Raw genomic sequence first — 16,793 nt, 5'->3', positions numbered from 1 at the left:
GGTTAGTCGCTGTAGTCGGCGGCACCGGAATTGGCCGGGAGCAGTGAAGCTTTGGCCGGACGGTTGCGCCGGATGAGCTTAAGCACCAGCGGCCACGCCAGGATGATGCCGATGATCACATAAATTCCGACGGCGATCGGCTCACTGAAGAGCCCTGCTGGGTCGCCGGCACTGAGCTGCAGGGTCTTGCGGAGCTGGCCTTCCAAACGGGGGCCAAGGATGACGCCCAGGATGAGTGGCAGGACGGGGAGTCCGAAGCGCCGCGTCATGAAGCCAAGTGCACCGAGGACCAGCAGGATCACCAGGTCGAACGCCTGCAGGTTCACCGAGTAGGCGCCCAGGGTGGCGAAGAACAGGATGCCCGCGTACAGGTACGGGCGGGGGAGCTGCAGGAGCTTGGCCCACAGCGGCGCCAGCGGAAGGTTGATCAGCAGGAGCAGGAGGTTGCCAATGAAGAGGCTGGCAATCAAGGCCCACACCAAGGGTCCTTGGCTGGAGAAGAGCTGCGGACCAGGCTGGATGCCGTAGGACGTGAACGCTGCGAGCATCACGGCGGCTGTTGCATTGGTGGGCAGTCCGAGGGCCAGCATGGGGGTGAGGGTGCCGGCTGCCGCTGCGTTGTTGGCAGCCTCCGGGCCGGCTACACCCTCAATGGCCCCGTGTCCGAATTCTTCCGGGTGCTTGCTGAGGCGCTTTTCCGTGACGTAGCTCAGGAACGTGGGGATCTCGGCGCCGCCTGCTGGGAGGGCACCGAAGGGGAAACCAAACACTGTGCCACGAAGCCACGGCTTCCAGGAACGCTGCCAGTCCTTCTTGCCCATCCACGGACGGCCCACCGGAATGATGTGCAACGGAGTACGGCGCAGGTGCGCGGCAACCCAGAGCGCTTCACCCACGGCGAAGATAGCGACTGCCACCACCACAATGTCCAGTCCGTCAGACAACAACGGAATGCCGAACGTGAGGCGGCTTTGCCCGGTGACGGAGTCCAACCCAACCAGGCCGATGGCCAGGCCCAGGCCCAGGGAGGCGAAGCCGCGGAGACGTGACTTGCCCAGGACCGCGGTGACGGCCAGGAGAGCCAGCATCATGATCGCGAAGTAGCTGGGAGAGCCCAGGCTGACGGCGAATTTCACAACGATCGGCGCGCAGACGGCAAGGAGGGTGGTGCCGATGGTGCCTGCCACGAACGAGCCGATGGCCGCCGTCGCAAGTGCTTGGGCGGCGCGGCCCGCTTTTGCCATCTTGTTGCCTTCAATGGCCGTGACCACGGATGACGATTCACCCGGTGTGTTCAACAGGATGGAGGTGGTGGAACCGCCGTACATTCCGCCGTAGTAGATGCCGGCGAACATGATGAACGCGCTGGTGGGTTCAAGGGCATAGGTAACGGGGAGGAGCAGTGCCACCGTCATGGCCGGGCCCAGGCCCGGGAGGACACCAACGGCGGTGCCCAGGATGACGCCGATCATGGCGTACATCAGGTTCAGGGGAGTCAGAGCGGTGGAGAAACCGTCCATCAAGGAGGACCAGACGTCCATCAGAGGATTCCTTCCAGGAGCCCGGCAGGCAAAGCGATGCCCAAGCCGAGGTAAAAGCCGTAGAAGGTGAGCAAGGAGAGCGCCACGGAGATGATTCCGTCGCGGATGTACCGGCGGCTGCCCAAGGCAAGGACGCTGCCCCAGAACAGAACGGTGCCGGAGATGACCCAGCCGGCCCAGTCGATCAGCAGGATGTTCAAGAGGAACGCACCGGCCAGCGGCAGGACGGTCTTCCAGTCCGCAGGGTGGGTCAGGTCCACATCCTCGCCTTCTTCGGCTTCACCTTTACCGCCACGCAGAACGTTGATGGCAAGCATCACAGCGCAGATCAGGAGAATGCCGGCAACAATGAACGGGACCGTTTTGGGGCCTACGGGGTCTGACTTGGAGTACGGGGTCACCAGGCCGTTGGCATCGAGGAAAACAAGGACGCCAACCACGCCGAGCAGGAGGGCTACCCCCAGCTCGGCGCGGCCTTTCAAGCCTGTTACTGCAGAGCTCACGCCAGACCAAGCTTGGTGAGGACGTCCGCCACCCGCTTGTCCTGGTCAGTCAGGAAGGTCGTGAATTCATCGCCGGTGACAAAAGCGTCCGTCCAGCTGTGGGTCTTCAGCGCTTGCTTCCACCCTTCGGAAGCGTGCATTTTCTCCAGTGCGGCGATCAGGGACTGCTTGTCAGCGTCGCTGATGCCTGGAGGGGCCACCACGCCACGCCAGTTGCTGAATACCAGGTCAATGTTGGATTCCTTCAGTGTGGGTGCGTCCACGCCGTCCAGCCGCTTCTCACCGCTGGTGGCCAGTACGCGGACTTCGCCGGACTTGATCTGCTCCAGGTATTCGCCTGCGCCGGAGGCTGCAAAGCCGAGCTTGTTGCCCAGGATGGCGGGCAGGAGGTCGCCGCCGCCGTCGTAGGAAACGAAGTTGACCTTGGTGGCATCGATGCCCACCGCGCCAGCCAATTGCATCGGCAGCAGGTGGTCAGGTCCGCCAGGGGACGAGCCGCCACCTACGGAGATGGACCCGGGATCGGCCTTCCAGGCCTTCACAAGATCGTCGATGGTCTTGTAGGGGGAGTCCTTGCTGACCATGATGGCACCCGGCTCTTCAATGAGCTTTGCCAGGGGTGTGGTGTCCGTCAGCTTGGACTGCGACTTGTTGGTGTAGCTGGCACCCACGACGCCCAGGCCCATCAACATGGCGAGGTCGCCGTTGCCCTTCTCATTGACCACACGGGCCAGGCCGACAGTACCGCCGGCACCGGCGAGGTTGAAGACCTCGGTGTTGTTGGCGATCTTCTCGTCATCAAGGACCTTGGCCGCGGCGCGGGCCGTGGTGTCATAGCCGCCGCCGGGAGTGTTCGGCACCATGATCTGGAGCCCGGTAATGGGTCCGGCTGCTGCGCCGGAGGTTTCCGAACCGGTGGAGCTCTTGCCTGTGGCACCGCAACCTGTAGCCATCAGGGCGAGGCCGGCAGCGACGGCGGCAACTCGCAATGCGCGGATCTGGCGCATGGTGTTCCTCTTCTCAGTTATGCATTCTGTTCAGGGCGGTCAACGTTGAGCCCCGTGAACTGATGCTAGGCGGGGGCGTGACGGCGATCACTCTTGTGTTCGCAGTGATCTTTAAGTTCATTGCGTTCACGGACCGGAAAGGTCCCGGAAGGGTCTGGGGTATAGTTCCCGTACGCCACGCGGAGCATCCCCAGCCAGCTCCGATCACCGGCACCACCAAAGGAACCGCACCGTGACTCGACGCAGAGGCATGTCCCTTGCAGGGCAGTACCTTGTACTGCAGTTGCTCATAGTGTTGGCCGTCCTTGTAGCCGTTGTGGCAATCTCCCTGGCCCAATCGGCCGCGGCTTTCGAACGGACCGAGGGGCGCCGGGCGTTGTCCGCCGCCGAAGCCCTGGGCAACAACCCCACCGTACGGGCACTCCTGCCCACGGCAGAACCACGTGGCGGTTCAGCCCTTCCGGCAGTAGCCGAGTCCGTCCGCACAGTGTCCGGATCAGCGCACGTTGCCTTGGCCAAACTGGACGGCACCGTCATCACTGCCTCCGACCCCGGACTGATAGGCCGCAAGCTTCCCTTGGGTGAAAGCAGGGTCATGGAGGGCCGCGCCTGGACCGGTGTACTCAACGCCAACAACAGCGAAGTCCTTTCCGCCCACGTGCCGGTCATCGACGACTCCGGAACCATGATTGGCATCGCTTCCATCAGCCGCAACTATCCCTCCACACTGGAACGCCTGGGCGATGCCGTGCCCAACCTGCTCACTTATCTGGGCGTTGCAAGCATCCTGGGAGTGGCCGGCTCGCTCCTGTTGTCCCGGCGCGTCAAACGCCAGACACTTGGCATGGAACCCCGGGAAATCACCGGTCTGGTGGAGAACCGCGAGGCCATGTTGCAGGGTTTGAAGGAAGGCGTCGTGGCGCTCGACCCGCACGAGCGGATCACCGTGGCCAACCAAAGCGCGCGGCAGCTCTTGGGCCTTCCGCCGGACTGCGTCGGCAAGAAGCTCCGTTCCCTCACCGTGGACCCCGCTCTGAAGACCGTCCTGACCCGCGATCAAGCAGACCCGGACCAACTGGTGCTGGTGGGCGAACGGCTGGTGGTGATGAACCGCGTGGCCCTCCACTCGCACGGCCGTGACATCGGCTCCGTGACAACCCTGAGAGACCGGACAGAACTGTCCTCCTTGGAAAGCGAACTGGGCGCCACCCGTACGGTCACCAACACGTTGCGGGCGCAAGCGCACGAGTTCGCCAACCAACTCCACGTCATCTCTGGCCTGATCCAGATCGGCGAATACGACTCCGTGGTGCAGTTCGTCAACGGCGCCACAGTGGAACGCACCCGGCTCAACGATGACGTCACCAGCCGCATCGAAGACCCCGCGCTCGCCGCCCTGCTCATCGCCAAGGCCAGCCTCGCCTCTGAACGTGGCGTGGACGTGCAACTGGACCCTGAATCCGGTCTCGCGCCGGTGCCCGAGGAACTCTCCCGGGACGTCACCACCGTGGTGGGAAACCTGGTGGATAACGCGTTCGACGCCGTCACCGGGCTTGCGGGGGCAGCGGTCACCGTTCTGGTGGCCGACTCGGTGGACGGCGTCACTGTCACCGTGCGGGACAACGGACCGGGCGTACCCTCCGATTCCGCAGAGGACATTTTCCGGCAGGGCTTCTCCACCAAGGACCCAGGACCGGGCGACGCCCGGGGCTTTGGCCTGGCGCTCTCGCGGGTGATTTGCCGGCGCAGCGGAGGGGACCTGACGGTGGACAACAATGGGGGTGCCGTCTTCACCGCCCGGTTCGCAAAACGGGATTCATACGCAAAGAAAGAGGCAGCGCAGCCGTGATCAAGGTCCTGATCGTCGACGATGACTTCATGGTGGCTAAAGTGCACGCCGGGTTCATCCAGAGGACACCCCACTTTGAAGTGGTGGGAGTGGCCCACACCGGAGCCCGTGCCGTGATCGAAACCGAACGCCTTCAACCCGACCTGGTGCTATTGGACATCCACCTTCCGGACATCAGCGGTCTGGACCTGATGCACCAGCTCCGGGACGTGGCCCCGGACCTGGACGTACTGGTGATCAGTGCCGCCCGGGAAGTGGAGACGGTGCGGAAGGCCCTGCGTGGAGGGATAGTGCATTACCTGATCAAGCCGTTCTCCCAGGCGGACCTCCAGGAAAGGCTGGAACACTATCTCAGCGCCTACCAAGGACTGGATTCTTCGAAGAACCAGGCCGAACAGGCCGATGTTAATCGGGTGTTCGGTGTAAGCGTCTCTGAGCGGTCACTTCCCAAGGGCTGCAGCGTCGAGACCCTCGAACTGGTCGAATCAGCGCTGAAATCCGCTCCTGGTGACCTTTCCGCAGCTGAGGTCGCCGAACAGCTGGGAACTTCGCGGGTGAGCGCCCGCCGGTACCTTGAGTACCTCCACGACGAAGGTGCCTTGGACGTCCGACTCAAGTACGGCGTCGGACGTCCTGAACGGCGATACGTGTTGAAGGGGCGCTGACGGGTATCCCTGCCTAGCCGAACAGGACGGCAGCTTCGTCATAACGGTCCTGCGGAACTGTCTTGAGCTTTCCGAGGGCCTCATCAAAGCTCACACTCCGTATTTCCGTTCCTTTGAGCGCCACCATGGTGCCCCAGCGATGCTCGACGACGGAGTGGATTGCGGCCATGCCCAAGCGGGTGGCCAACACCCGGTCAAAGGCGGTAGGCACTCCACCACGCTGGATATGGCCGAGGATCGCAGTCCGGGTTTCCAGACCCGTGATCGCTTCCAACTGCGGAGCCAACTGATCCGCAATGCCACCCATACGGGGACGGCCGAAGGTGTCCAGGCCCCGCTGTGAATGCGGGGTCTCCATATGTTCCGGGACGAAGCCCTCAGCTACTGCCAGCAATGGTGCCCTGCCGCGGGCATGCGCTGCCAGCATCCACTGGCCGATTCGCTCCACGCTGACCTTTTGCTCAGGGATCAGGATGGCATGCGCGCCGGCGGCCATGCCCGCGTGGAGGGCGATCCAGCCCACGTGCCGTCCCATGACTTCGGCGATCATGCAGCGGTGGTGCGATTCGCCGGTGGTCCGTAGCCGGTCCATCGCTTCGGTGGCGATGTGCACCGCGGTATCGAACCCGAAGCTGTAATCCGTGGCGTCGAGATCGTTGTCCACGGTCTTGGGAACGCCCACGATATTGAGCCCGGCATCCGTGAGCCGTTTGGCGGCTGCGAGGGTGCCCTCGCCGCCGATCGCGATGATCGCATCAATGCCGAGGCGTTCCAGATTTGCTTTGATGACGTCCGGGCCACCACCATCGCCGAAAGGGTTGGTGCGCGATGTCCCCAAGATGGTGCCGCCCTGCTTGGCAATACCCCGGACCATGGAACGGGGGATATCGATCACGTCGCTTTCCACCACTCCGCGCCATCCGTCCCGGAACCCTACAAACTCGTGTCCTTGGATGGCGATGCCCTTTAGGACGGCACCGCGGATCACCGCATTCAAACCGGGGCAGTCGCCACCACTGGTCAGGATTCCAATTTTCATGCGTCGGCTCGCTTTGTTGGGGCTGGTTTTTGGACGGCCATCAGGAGCCCGTGGCTGCCAGTACGGACAGGGCTTCCTCCACCATGTTCGCCACGGGGTAGGACGGCCGGTGCACGCCTGCCATAACTTCCATGACACGGATCACCTGGCATGAGTAGCCAAACTCGTTGTCGTACCAGACGTAGAGAACCAGGTTCTTGCCGTTCGAGATGGTGGCCAGCCCATCTACTATCCCTGTGTGCCGGGACCCCACGAAGTCCGTGGAAACAACGTCCGGCGAATCGATGTAATCGATCTGCTGCCGAAGGTCGGAATGCAGCGCCATTCCGCGCAGGTACGTGTTGACGTCGTCCTTGGTGGTGCCGCGCTCAAGGTTCAGGTTCAGTATGGCCATGGACACGTCAGGGGTGGGCACCCGGATGGCGCTTCCGGTGAGCTTGCCTTGCAACTCGGGCAGCGCCTTCGCCACGGCCCTGGCAGCCCCGGTTTCGGTGATGACCATGTTGAGCGCTGCGGAGCGGCCCCGGCGGTTTCCCTGGTGAAAGTTGTCTATGAGGTTCTGGTCGTTCGTGAACGAGTGGACCGTTTCCACGTGGCCATGGACGATTCCGTACTTGTCATTGATGGCTTGCAGGATCGGTGTGATGGCGTTGGTGGTGCAGGACGCCGCGGTGACGATCGTGTCGTCGTTGTTGACGTCCCGGTGGTTGATGCCGTGCACGATGTTCTTCAGCCCACCCTTGCCCGGTGCGGTCAGCAAAACACGGGCGGCACCTTGACTCAGGAGGTGCTGCGAGAGGCCTTCTGGGTCCCGCCACCGTCCGGTGTTGTCAACAATCAGGGCGTCCCTGATCCCGTACGCCGTGTAATCGACCGTGGCGGGGTTGTCCGAGTAGATGACCTGGATGCGGACGCCGTTGGCCGTAATGGTCTTGGCCTCGTGGTCTACCTTGATGGACCCTTCGAAGGGTCCATGGACCGAGTCCCGACGCAGCAGGCTGGCGCGCTTGGTGAGGTCGTTCTCCGCGCCTTTGCGAACAACAACCGCCCGAAGCCGCAGGCCATGGCCGCCGCCCGCCTGTTCCACCAGAAGCCGCGTCAGCAGGCGTCCAATTCGGCCAAAACCATAAAGCACGACGTCGGTGCTGCCGCCGGCCCCGCCGCCGCGCCGGCCCGCTACTCCCGCGAGTTCTGCGCGGAGGAATTTCTCAACGCTGGTGCCCGTGCGCTTGTCCTTGAACTTCTGGTTCAGGCGGGCGATATCGACGGTGGCCGGTCCGAGCTGGAGTTGGGCCAATGCGTTGACCAAGGGCGCGGTCTCTTCCAGGAGGAGTTCCTCCTTGCTGATCCGGCGGGCGAAACGATGGGCTTTGAGGATGCTCGTAGTGGACTGATTGACCAGGCTGCGTCCGTGGATGGTGGTGACCACGTTGTTTTCCCGGTAGAGCCGGCCTATGACGGGAATCATGGCCTCGGCGAGGGCCTCCCGCCCCATCCATTCGGCAAGGCAAGTATCTGAAGTAAGCATCGGTCTGCCCTTCCGGAGGAGCATGGGGACAGGTTCACCTGGGGCAACGAATGCTGCAGGGCCTGGCTTCCATCGTCCTTCGGGCGCAGCGAACCCGAAACGCTAATTCGGGATGGTCTTAACCACTCCTTTGGGTGGGCCGGAGTTTTTGGGTGTGGGCAGGGTTTTCTGAGCGGGCCGCGGGAGGGTGCCTTATTTAGCCGCTTCGATGGGACTGGGCATAGTCGAGGGTGAGCTTTGTATCGATCAGGTGGAACACGTTCCGCCTGATATGTTCCTGCACCAAGGCCTGGGCCGTGCCGGGTTGGTCCTGTGCAATTGCCCGGACCAGTCCAAGGTGTTCGGCGGTGGCAGTAGCGGGATCGAATGGCACCGCGAGGGGAGTCCATAACTGCTGGACGGTCTCCTGTTGGAGCCTGATCTCCGCGTTGGTGAGCCGTGGTGACCGGGCTGCGAGGGCAAGTTGGATGTGGAATCGGCTGTCGGCAGCGGCACGGACTTCGGGTGACGCAGCATCACCCAGTGCCCGGGCCAGTGCCTGCAGGCGCTCGAAGTCGTGGGATTCTGCGCGTTCGCAGGCAAGGCGGACAGTCGCCGTGGCGATTGCAGCGTGCTCTTCACCGATGTCCCGTATCTCCGGAATCGACGTTGCGAGGAACCACGCCCGCATCGTACCGGCATCGGGTCGGGGGTGGCCTACGACGAAAGATCCGCCGCTTCGCCCCCTGCGGGTCTCCACGGTTCCCCGGGTGCGGAGCTCAGTCAGCGCTTCGCGAAGGGTCGAGCCGCCAACACCGAACATTTCCGACAGGGCGGTCTCCGCTGGCAGGCGTTCGCCGACGTTAAGCAACCCCAACGCAATGGCCGTGGAGATTCTGTTGACGATCGCATCGGCTCGCTCAATTTCCGGCAGTGACCGGTAGATCTGCGATTCGAACGAGGAAGGCGCTGCCAAGTGTCTGTGCTCCCAAGAACGGCTGCCAGGTGGCTCCAATACTACCGAGCGCGGTTGCACAGGGCGGGCTGCGGATTGCCACACCAATCCTTAAGGGTAGGAAGAACCGTCAGAAAACAGTGTTACCCCATCCCTTGGGTTTCGGAAGCATAGTCAGCAACCGAACATCACTCCGAACGCCTGCACGGGCCGAGGACCGAATCGAAGGGACAAACGATTGTGAATCCGGCAGCGAACGCAACGAATGCAGCTCCGACCACGACACCGTCCGACGTTGTCCGCAATATCTCCCTCGTCCTTGACGAGATGTCGGGGACGGTCGTCAAGATTGATGAACAGCAGATGGCCCGCATTGCAAGCCACCTCGCACACCCTGGACGAATCTTCGTGGCGGGAGCCGGTCGCAGCGGGCTGGTCCTTCGGATGGCCGGCATGCGATTGATGCATTTGGGCCTGGCTGTCCATATCGCCGGCGATGTCACCACCCCGGCCATTTCCTCAGGCGACCTCCTTCTGGTTGCCTCGGGATCGGGCACCACCTCCGGAGTGGTCAAGTCCGCGGAAACTGCCGCGAAAGCCGGAGCCCGCATCGCGGCATTCACCACCAATCCGGACTCGCCGCTCGCTGGGCTTGCTGATGCATTGGTGATCATTCCGGCAGCCCAGAAGACCGACCACGGATCGTCGAAGACCCGTCAGTACTCCGGCTCGCTGTTTGAGCAGGCCTTGTTCGTGGCCACGGAAGCCATCTTCCAGTCCCTCTGGGACAACGACCCGCAGCCTGCCGAAGAGCTGTGGCTGCGGCACGCGAACCTCGAGTAATCCACCCATCGTTTTTGCACACCCAGATCAGTTCTCAACAGAAAGAAGTATCGTCATGAAACTCCAAGTTGCCATCGACCTCCTCACCACCGAAGCCGCCCTTGAACTGGCTGGCCAGGTCGCCGAATACGTCGACATCATTGAGCTGGGCACTCCGTTGATCAAGGCTGAAGGGCTGTCCGTGATCACGGCAGTCAAGGACGCACACCCGGACAAGATCGTTTTCGCAGACCTCAAGACCATGGACGCAGGCGAGCTCGAGGCCGACATCGCCTTCAAGGCCGGTGCTGACCTGGTGACCGTGCTCGGTGCCGCTGACGACTCCACCATTGCTGGGGCAGTCAAGGCAGCGAAAGCGCACAACAAGGGCGTCGTCGTCGACCTTATCGGCATCGCGGACAAGGTCACCCGTGCCAAGGAAGTCCGTGCCCTGGGCGCAAAGTTCGTGGAAATGCACGCTGGCCTGGACGAGCAGGCCAAACCCGGCTTTGACCTGACCGGGCTCTTGCGTGCCGGTGCAGAAGCCCGCGTTCCGTTCTCAGTGGCTGGCGGCGTCAAGGTTGCCACCATCGGAGACGTCCAGAAGGCTGGCGCCGACGTCGCGGTGGCAGGTGGCGCCATTTACGGTGCCGAGGACCCGGCACTTGCTGCCAAGGCTCTCCGCGCAGCTATCTCCTAGCCACCGCATCGAAGGTGGTGTCCCGCAGGCGATCAGCCGTGGGGCACCACCTTTTTTGATGTCCGCGTCAATCGCTTCTACTACTCTTTCGAGTAGTTTCACCCCTATTGCCGCATTCCGTGGCTGTGGGCCAGCGCGATCGCTTCGGTGCGTGAACCGACGTCGAGCTTCTTGAAAAGGTTCCGCACATGGAACTTGACCGTGTTCTCGCTGATGCCCATGGCCGAGGCGATGGTGCGGTTGCGGTGCCCGGAAGCCAAGTGCTGAAGGACCTCCAGCTCGCGCGCGGCCAGGTTCCAGCCAGCGACATCGCCCGTGGGGCGGGCCGGAAGGTCGAGCGGCAATGACACGAAGACGTCCGCACCCCAGCCGGACATGACGTCCATACGCAACTGTCCAGTGAGTGCCTGGACCCTGCGGTCCAGCCGGCTGATATTGGGATCCTTGGCCGTCAACGCCCCGCCGCCGTCGTCGCGCACGTTGATCAGCAGGTTCTCGCCGTCACAATCCCAATGGGTGCGGATCCGGCTGACCTCGGGCTGCTCCATCATGACCAAAACCAGCCCGCGAACAATGGCGCGCGCAGCGTGCGCAACTTCCCCGGGGAGGGCTCGGCCGTTCAACGGCGGTTCGATGAACTGGACCTCGATACCGCTGAAACTGGTGAGCGGCCGCAGGTCCTCACGCAGGCGTTCAAACGCCTTGGCTACCGGTTCTTCGACCAGATCAGTGGTGCGGTCGCTGTGCGTGCGGAGCCCTACCAAAGCCCTTGCGGCGAGGTCAGTGACGGTGGTGCGGGCCGTGGCGTCGTCCAGGGAAGATGACCGCAGCGCGGCCAGGAGGGTTTCCAGCGTGGTGGAGTGCAGGTCGGTCAGCTCGGCTGTGACGCGCAGGCGCTCCGCCGAGGCCGCCCGCGATTCAAGCAGGTACGACGGCGGCGCATCAGCGACTTTTTCTTGTATCCGCCGCGCGGTCAGGTTCCAGAGGAACCGCAGGAGATCAAGCCCGGCAACGTTGTCGGGTTCGGTTGGGCGGGGATCGGTGAGGACCAGGAGGGCGTTGCTGGACGCATGCTTAAGGGCCAGCGCGTGCCTTGGTTTACCGGCGAGTTCGGCCTCGCCGAACCACGGATCCTCATCCGCTAACTGTGCCCGGAGCAGGTCCAGCTCGGCAATCGAGACCTTGGAAATGATGTCTTCCGCACCGGCCTTTTTCTGCGGGCGCCCCGTGCAGTCCTCTGTGAAGATGACCAGTGCGCTGCTTCCAAAGGACGGGAGGATGGCTTCACGGAGCCGCTCTGCTATGTGGGACAGCGGGGCATCGGCGAGGGCGGCCACAGAGTTTAACAATGGCCAGGGAAGGTCAGAAAGGGTCATTGCTGCATCCTTGTGCGCTCATTAGGGTGGCGCCGCGGTGCGCACCCATTAGGGCAGAATTCGTGCCCCGTCCGAAAGTGTAGTCAAAAACTGTCAGAAAACAGTGTTATCACCCACTCCTTGTTTAGGAAGTATGAGTAGCAAGCAAAAGATGACGTTTTGGCCCCCCTTTTTTATGGAGGCCATCCGATCGAAGGGGACATATCGTGAACCAAACAGCAAATGCGGCGCTCACACTCAATGACTGGAATCATGCGGCCACACTGGACTGGACCGCCGAGGATCAACGGGCAGTTGACACTGCCCGTGTCCTGGCCGCCGACGCCGTGGAAAAGGTCGGCAACGGCCACCCTGGTACGGCAATGAGCTTGGCTCCGGCAGCGTACCTGCTGTTCCAGAAGCTGATGAAGCATGATCCCCGCGACCCGGATTGGATTGGCCGTGACCGGTTCATCCTGTCACCGGGCCATTCTTCCCTGACCCTCTATATTCAGCTGTTTCTTTCCGGCTATGGCCTGGAATTGAAGGATCTTGAGGCGCTGCGCACCTGGGGTTCGTTGACCCCGGGCCACCCCGAGTACAAGCACACCGCAGGTGTGGAAATCACCACCGGTCCGCTCGGCCAGGGCCTCGCGTCCGCCGTCGGGTTCGCCTACTCACAGCGCCGCCATCGTGGATTGTTCGACGCCGATGCTCCCGCCGGCGAATCGCCGTTCGACCACACCATCTGGGTTATCGCATCCGACGGTGACATTCAGGAAGGCGTCACGTCCGAGGCTTCCTCGCTGGCCGGACACCAGGAACTGGGCAACCTCGTAGTGATCTACGACGAGAACCACATTTCCATTGAAGATGACACCGATATCGCCTTCACCGAGGACGTACTCAAGCGTTACGAGGCCTACGGCTGGCACACCCAGCGCGTGGACTGGACCAAGACCGGCGACTACGTCGAGGACGTCCAGGAGCTCTACGCGGCCTTGCTCGCTGCCAAAGCTGAGACGAACAAGCCGTCCATCATCTCGCTGCGCACCATCATTGGCTACCCGGCACCGAAGAAGCAGAACACCGGCAAGATCCACGGCTCCGCCCTCGGTGCCGAGGAAGTGGCGGGACTCAAAGAGGTCCTTGGCTTTGACCCCGGGAAGTCCTTCGAGGTCGACCAAGCCGTTCTGGACCACGCCCGCAAGGTTGTTCAGCGGGGTGCAGCTGCCCGTGATCACTGGGATGCGACGTTCTCTTCCTGGCAAAGTTCACATCCGGAGGGCGCCGCCCTACTGGAGCGCATCGAGGCTAAGCAGCTTCCGGCCAATCTTGGCGAGGTTCTGCCGGTATTCGAGGCCGGCAAGGACGTTTCCACCCGCGCGGCCTCGGGCAAGGTCTTGAACGCCATCGGCCCTGTCCTGCCTGAACTCTGGGGCGGTTCCGCTGACCTTGCGGAGTCGAACAACACCACCATCGAAGACTCGCCGTCGTTCATCCCGACGTCGCGTTCCACCGATGCCTGGAAGGGCAACCCCTACGGACGTGTCCTGCACTTCGGTATCCGTGAGCACGCTGCCGCGTCGATCGTGAACGGTATCTCCCTGCACGGCCGCACCCGCGCCTTCTCGGGCACGTTCCTGATCTTCAGCGACTACCAGAAGCCGGCTATCCGGTTGTCAGCGTTGATGGGGGTCCCCTCCATCTATGTGTGGTCCCACGATTCCATCGGCCTGGGTGAAGATGGACCCACCCACCAGCCTGTGGAGCAGCTCGCGACCCTCCGGGCCATCCCGGGCCTGGACGTTGTCCGCCCCGGCGACGCCAATGAGGTGGGGATCGCCTGGCAGACCATCTTGGAGAACCACCAGAACCCCGCAGGCATCGTGCTGACCCGCCAGAACGTGCCGGTCTTTGAGCGCGGTGACGGCGAAGCCACCGGGGATACATTCGCGTCCTCCGCCGGTGTTGCCAAGGGTGGCTACGTCCTGGCGGAGGCTTCCCGCGATGGTCAGACGGTAGCCCCGCAGGTGATCCTGATCGGCACCGGTTCAGAGGTCCAACTCGCCGTCGCTGCCCGCGAAGCCCTCCAAGCCGAAGGCATCGCAGCCCGCGTGGTTTCCATGCCCTGCGTTGAATGGTTCAACAAGCAAGACGAGGCCTACCGGGAGTCTGTGCTCCCGGCATCCGTGAAGGCCCGCGTCTCCGTCGAAGCCGGCCTGGCCCTGGGCTGGCGCGAATTCGTCGGCGACGCCGGCCGTTCCATCTCCCTGGAACACTTCGGCGCCTCGGCCGACTACAAGCGGCTCTTCAACGAATTCGGCATCACCGCCGAAGCCGTTGCGGCGGCAGCCAAAGACTCCCTCGCTGGCTTGACTGCCTAATCATCGAATACAGGAGAATCATCATGACTACCACTCCCACGCAGCAGCTTTCGGACGCAGGGCTCTCCATCTGGCTGGACGACCTTTCCCGCCAGAGGCTCTCAAGCGGCAGCCTGCAGAAACTCATCGACCAGAAGAACGTGGTGGGCGTGACCACGAATCCCTCCATCTTCCAGGCCGCCATCACGTCCAGCACGGATTACGATGACGCGATCACCGCCCAGGCCGCGGCCGGCGCGAGCGTCGAAGAGACCATCTTCGAACTCACTACCACCGACGTCGCAGATGCCTGCGATCTCTTCGCACCGATCGCCGCTGTCACCGAAGGTGTTGACGGCCGGGTCTCCATCGAGGTGGACCCCCGCCTCGCATGGGACACGGAGGGAACCATTGCCGAAGCCAAGAACCTCCACGCAAAGGTCAACAAGGACAACGTGCTGATCAAGATTCCGGCCACCCGGGAAGGACTTCCAGCCATCAGCGCGGTTCTCGCGGCAGGAATCAGCGTCAACGTGACCCTCATCTTCTCCCTCGCCCGGTATCGCGCCGTGATTGATGCCTTCCAGTCCGGCATGAAGCGGGCCATGGAAAACGGTCATGATCTTTCGAAAATCCACTCTGTGGCATCCTTCTTCGTCTCCCGCGTCGACACGGAAATCGATCAGCGCCTTGACGCCATCGGCACAGACGAAGCCAAGGCACTCAAAGGCAAGGCAGGGTTGGCCAATGCCCGGATCGCATATCACGTGTACGAAGAACTTTTCTCCACCGAGCGCTGGGCTGTTCTGGCTGCAGCGGGGGCGCGTCCACAGCGTCCTCTCTGGGCTTCAACCGGCGTGAAGGACCCGGCATACCCGGACACCCTCTATGTCACGGAACTCGTTGCGGCCGGCGTAGTGAACACCATGCCGGAAAAGACACTGGACGCCACCTTTGACCACGGCATCGTCACAGGGGACACCATCGCAGGCACCTATGAGGAAGCGAGCGTCGTCCTCAGCTCACTGCGAAACCTCGGCATCACCTACAACGAGGTGGTTGACCAGTTGGAATCCGAAGGGCTGAACAAGTTCGTCGCCAGCTGGAACGACCTCCTTTCCGACGTTGAAAGTGCCCTCACCGCAGCCCGCAATGCGGCGTGACCACCCGGCAATGCCAGCTCCTACCCTTACCGAAAGGCAGGCACCATGTCCTCCTCGTCCCTGACTTGCTGCATCAACCCCAGCATCCTCTCGGCTGACTTCGCCAACCTCGAATCAGAGCTGGCCCGCATCAGCAACGCAGACGCCGTTCACGTAGATGTCATGGATAACCGTTTCGTGCCCAACCTGACCATCGGTCTGCCTGTCGTGGAGAGGTTGCAAAAGGTCAGCCCGGTGCCATTGGATGCCCATCTGATGATTTCCGACGCCGACCGTTGGGCACCGCTGTACGCGGACGCCGGCCTCTCGTCGGTCACCTTCCACGTGGAGGCCGCGATGGCTCCCATCAAGCTCGCACGCGAACTCAGGGCCCGGGGGGCCAAAGCGGGCATGGCTCTGCGGCCAGCCACTCCAGTGGAGCCGTACCTTGACATGCTTTCGGAGCTTGACATGCTGCTGCTCATGACGGTGGAGCCGGGCTTTGGCGGCCAGGCGTTCTTGGACGTGGTGCTGCCCAAGATCCGACGTGCCCGTGAGGCCGTGGATGGTTCCGGAGTGAGCGTGGCCATCCAAGTTGACGGTGGCATTACGGAGGAAACCATCCTCCGCGCAGCGGAGGCCGGCGCCAATGTCTTCGTGGCGGGTTCGGCCGTTTACGGTAAGCCTTCACCGTCTGAGGCGATTGAGGCGCTGAGGACAAACGGACAGCTTGCATTCGCCTCCAACAATCCTCGGAAAGCCTGAGGCCACGCATGCGTGTTCATATAGCGACGGACCATGCCGGGCTGAAACTCAGCTCGCACCTCATCACTGCGTTGACGGCCAGCGGCTACGACATGGTGGACCACGGACCCACGTCCTTCGACCCGGACGACGACTACCCGGCGTTCTGCATTAAGGCGGCGACCGCCGTCGTCAATGACCAGGAAGCGGGCGTGGAGGCGCTGGGGATCGTGCTGGGTGGGTCCGGCAACGGCGAACAGATATCGGCGAACAAAGTCAAGGGTGTGCGAGCAGCGTTGGTGTGGAACGTGGACACCGCCGTGCTGGCCCGGCAACACAACAACGCAAACGTAATCGCTGTGGGTGGACGCCAACACAGTGTGGAGGAAGCCACGCAGTTGATCAGAGCATTCCTTGCCGAACCGTTCAGCAACGCCGAACGCCACGAGCGTCGAATCGGCCAAATTACCGCATACGAGACCGACGGGGAGGTTTCTGAGTAGCCATGCCCATTGCAACCCCAGAGATTTACTCCGAGATGATCGATCGTGCGAAGGCTGGCGGTTTCGCTTTCCCCGCGGTGAATGTGACGTCGTCG

Annotated in this window: 15 protein-coding genes; 8 read left to right on the top strand and 7 right to left on the bottom strand. The window is 62.7% G+C overall.

The annotated features are described in order from the left end of the window. Nucleotides 1–2: 2 nt before the first annotated feature. Genes J2Y68_RS19160 through J2Y68_RS19150 form a run of 3 tightly spaced genes read right to left on the bottom strand, consistent with a single transcriptional unit; the run spans nucleotide 3 to nucleotide 3,051 of the window. The gene (locus J2Y68_RS19160; RefSeq protein ID WP_309995819.1) at nucleotides 3–1,541 is read right to left on the bottom strand and encodes a tripartite tricarboxylate transporter permease; all 1,539 of its coding nucleotides are present in this window, start codon (nucleotides 1,539–1,541) and stop codon (nucleotides 3–5) included. Next, nucleotides 1,541–2,044, bottom strand: a complete 504-nt coding sequence (locus J2Y68_RS19155) for a tripartite tricarboxylate transporter TctB family protein (RefSeq protein ID WP_309995817.1) — start codon at nucleotides 2,042–2,044, stop codon at nucleotides 1,541–1,543. Before J2Y68_RS19155 ends, J2Y68_RS19160 begins: the two co-directional genes overlap by 1 nt. Then, on the bottom strand, nucleotides 2,041–3,051 hold the full coding sequence (locus tag J2Y68_RS19150; RefSeq protein WP_309995815.1) for a Bug family tripartite tricarboxylate transporter substrate binding protein: 1,011 nt from the start codon (nucleotides 3,049–3,051) through the stop codon (nucleotides 2,041–2,043). The genes J2Y68_RS19155 and J2Y68_RS19150 overlap by 4 nt, the downstream gene beginning before the upstream one ends. Before the next feature lie 250 nt (nucleotides 3,052–3,301). On the opposite strand from J2Y68_RS19150, the gene J2Y68_RS19145 reads away from it, so the two are divergent. Together J2Y68_RS19145 and J2Y68_RS19140 are read left to right on the top strand one after the other, a co-directional pair. After that, nucleotides 3,302–4,900, top strand: a complete 1,599-nt coding sequence (locus J2Y68_RS19145; RefSeq protein WP_309996139.1) for a sensor histidine kinase — start codon at nucleotides 3,302–3,304, stop codon at nucleotides 4,898–4,900. Beyond that, complete coding sequence (locus J2Y68_RS19140) at nucleotides 4,897–5,565, top strand: response regulator (RefSeq protein ID WP_211713920.1); 669 nt, start codon at nucleotides 4,897–4,899, stop codon at nucleotides 5,563–5,565. Before J2Y68_RS19145 ends, J2Y68_RS19140 begins: the two co-directional genes overlap by 4 nt. Nucleotides 5,566–5,578: 13 nt before the next feature. Here the strand turns inward: J2Y68_RS19140 and J2Y68_RS19135 are convergent, their stop codons facing one another. From J2Y68_RS19135 to J2Y68_RS19125, 3 genes are all read right to left on the bottom strand, one after another. After that, the gene (locus tag J2Y68_RS19135; RefSeq protein ID WP_309995813.1) at nucleotides 5,579–6,604 is read right to left on the bottom strand and encodes an ATP-dependent 6-phosphofructokinase; all 1,026 of its coding nucleotides are present in this window, start codon (nucleotides 6,602–6,604) and stop codon (nucleotides 5,579–5,581) included. A 40-nt stretch (nucleotides 6,605–6,644) separates the two neighbouring features. After that, nucleotides 6,645–8,132, bottom strand: coding sequence for a glyceraldehyde-3-phosphate dehydrogenase (locus J2Y68_RS19130; RefSeq protein ID WP_309995811.1), 1,488 nt, complete (start codon nucleotides 8,130–8,132; stop codon nucleotides 6,645–6,647). A 196-nt stretch (nucleotides 8,133–8,328) separates the two neighbouring features. Then, the gene (locus tag J2Y68_RS19125; RefSeq protein WP_309995809.1) at nucleotides 8,329–9,087 is read right to left on the bottom strand and encodes a FadR/GntR family transcriptional regulator; all 759 of its coding nucleotides are present in this window, start codon (nucleotides 9,085–9,087) and stop codon (nucleotides 8,329–8,331) included. A gap of 219 nt (nucleotides 9,088–9,306) precedes the next feature. On the opposite strand from J2Y68_RS19125, the gene hxlB reads away from it, so the two are divergent. Beyond that, on the top strand, nucleotides 9,307–9,909 hold the full coding sequence (gene hxlB, locus J2Y68_RS19120) for a 6-phospho-3-hexuloisomerase (RefSeq protein WP_309995807.1): 603 nt from the start codon (nucleotides 9,307–9,309) through the stop codon (nucleotides 9,907–9,909). A gap of 55 nt (nucleotides 9,910–9,964) precedes the next feature. Beyond that, nucleotides 9,965–10,588, top strand: coding sequence for a 3-hexulose-6-phosphate synthase (hxlA, locus tag J2Y68_RS19115; protein ID WP_211713915.1), 624 nt, complete (start codon nucleotides 9,965–9,967; stop codon nucleotides 10,586–10,588). 104 nt (nucleotides 10,589–10,692) lie between these two features. Here the strand turns inward: hxlA and J2Y68_RS19110 are convergent, their stop codons facing one another. Next, nucleotides 10,693–11,964 carry a helix-turn-helix transcriptional regulator gene (locus J2Y68_RS19110; RefSeq protein WP_309995802.1) on the bottom strand — a complete coding sequence of 424 codons (1,272 nt, stop codon included), beginning with the start codon at nucleotides 11,962–11,964 and terminating at the stop codon, nucleotides 10,693–10,695. 206 nt (nucleotides 11,965–12,170) lie between these two features. On the opposite strand from J2Y68_RS19110, the gene tkt reads away from it, so the two are divergent. Genes tkt through J2Y68_RS19090 form a run of 4 tightly spaced genes read left to right on the top strand, consistent with a single transcriptional unit; the run spans nucleotide 12,171 to nucleotide 16,698 of the window. Further along, a complete protein-coding gene (gene tkt, locus J2Y68_RS19105) occupies nucleotides 12,171–14,330 on the top strand; it encodes a transketolase (protein ID WP_397335386.1) in 2,160 nt (719 codons plus the stop codon). 23 nt (nucleotides 14,331–14,353) lie between these two features. Next, nucleotides 14,354–15,472 carry a transaldolase gene (tal, locus tag J2Y68_RS19100; protein ID WP_309995800.1) on the top strand — a complete coding sequence of 373 codons (1,119 nt, stop codon included), beginning with the start codon at nucleotides 14,354–14,356 and terminating at the stop codon, nucleotides 15,470–15,472. A gap of 45 nt (nucleotides 15,473–15,517) precedes the next feature. Then, the gene (rpe, locus tag J2Y68_RS19095) at nucleotides 15,518–16,216 is read left to right on the top strand and encodes a ribulose-phosphate 3-epimerase (protein WP_309995797.1); all 699 of its coding nucleotides are present in this window, start codon (nucleotides 15,518–15,520) and stop codon (nucleotides 16,214–16,216) included. 8 nt (nucleotides 16,217–16,224) lie between these two features. Then, on the top strand, nucleotides 16,225–16,698 hold the full coding sequence (locus J2Y68_RS19090; RefSeq protein ID WP_309995795.1) for a ribose-5-phosphate isomerase: 474 nt from the start codon (nucleotides 16,225–16,227) through the stop codon (nucleotides 16,696–16,698). The last annotated feature ends 95 nt before the right edge of the window (nucleotides 16,699–16,793 follow it).

It is taken from the genome of Paenarthrobacter nitroguajacolicus (assembly GCF_031455195.1).
GTDB lineage: Bacteria > Actinomycetota > Actinomycetes > Actinomycetales > Micrococcaceae > Arthrobacter > Arthrobacter nitroguajacolicus_D.
Note: the sequence above shows the minus strand (reverse complement) of the source record. Positions and strands in the feature narration are given on the sequence as shown.

What these genes read in the sequence shown, in the direction of transcription:
- tal (WP_309995800.1), top strand. Translation starts at nt 14,354, where the DNA reads ATGACTACCACTCCCACGCAGCAGCTTTCGGACGCAGGGCTCTCCATC.
- hxlA (WP_211713915.1), top strand. Translation starts at nt 9,965, where the DNA reads ATGAAACTCCAAGTTGCCATCGACCTCCTCACCACCGAAGCCGCCCTT.
- J2Y68_RS19145 (WP_309996139.1), top strand. Translation starts at nt 3,302, where the DNA reads ATGTCCCTTGCAGGGCAGTACCTTGTACTGCAGTTGCTCATAGTGTTG.
- J2Y68_RS19150 (WP_309995815.1), bottom strand. Translation starts at nt 3,051, where the DNA reads ATGCGCCAGATCCGCGCATTGCGAGTTGCCGCCGTCGCTGCCGGCCTC.
- J2Y68_RS19135 (WP_309995813.1), bottom strand. Translation starts at nt 6,604, where the DNA reads ATGAAAATTGGAATCCTGACCAGTGGTGGCGACTGCCCCGGTTTGAAT.
- J2Y68_RS19110 (WP_309995802.1), bottom strand. Translation starts at nt 11,964, where the DNA reads ATGACCCTTTCTGACCTTCCCTGGCCATTGTTAAACTCTGTGGCCGCC.
- rpe (WP_309995797.1), top strand. Translation starts at nt 15,518, where the DNA reads ATGTCCTCCTCGTCCCTGACTTGCTGCATCAACCCCAGCATCCTCTCG.
- J2Y68_RS19160 (WP_309995819.1), bottom strand. Translation starts at nt 1,541, where the DNA reads ATGGACGTCTGGTCCTCCTTGATGGACGGTTTCTCCACCGCTCTGACT.
- J2Y68_RS19090 (WP_309995795.1), top strand. Translation starts at nt 16,225, where the DNA reads ATGCGTGTTCATATAGCGACGGACCATGCCGGGCTGAAACTCAGCTCG.
- J2Y68_RS19130 (WP_309995811.1), bottom strand. Translation starts at nt 8,132, where the DNA reads ATGCTTACTTCAGATACTTGCCTTGCCGAATGGATGGGGCGGGAGGCC.